Below are 409 nucleotides of genomic sequence, written 5' to 3'. Positions count from 1 at the left end.
CTTCTTGAAGCTGGCGTAGACGTCTTCGCCCACGGCGTCGCGGCTGATGTAGAACTGGATGCGGTCGGTGCTGTCCTGCACGGTGGCAAAGCTGGCCTTGCCCATCACGCGCTTGAGCATCATGCGTCCCGCAATGGCCACCTGCACCGGTTCCGCTTCCAGAGCAGCCTGCTCCAGCTCGCGGTACTTGGCTTGCAGATCACCGGCATGGGGCGTCGGGCGAAAATCGTTGGGGAACGCGACGCCTTGCTGGCGGATCTCCGCGAGCTTCTCGCGGCGCTCGGCGATGATCTTGTTGTCGTCCTGCGCCGGCACGGCGGCCGCGGTACTCGATTCGGCCGGGTTGTTCTGTTCGGTCATGATGGTGATGAGAGGAATGTCGGTTCAGGCGATGTTGCGCAGGTCATCC

General features: G+C 63.3%; 1 protein-coding gene. It reads right to left on the bottom strand.

Going from position 1 to position 409, the window contains the following annotated elements; all coding sequences use genetic code 11:
* Positions 1 to 360: class-II aminoacyl-tRNA synthetase family protein (locus I6F28_RS37215; protein WP_225143974.1), on the bottom strand; the 360-nt coding region annotated here is incomplete at its 3' end.
* Between the last annotated feature and the right edge of the window lie 49 nt (positions 361 to 409).

This window comes from Bradyrhizobium sp. NBAIM14 (assembly GCF_020193895.1).
Classification (GTDB): Bacteria; Pseudomonadota; Alphaproteobacteria; order Rhizobiales; family Xanthobacteraceae; genus Bradyrhizobium; species Bradyrhizobium yuanmingense.
This window is presented reverse-complemented; position numbering and strand designations above follow the sequence as displayed.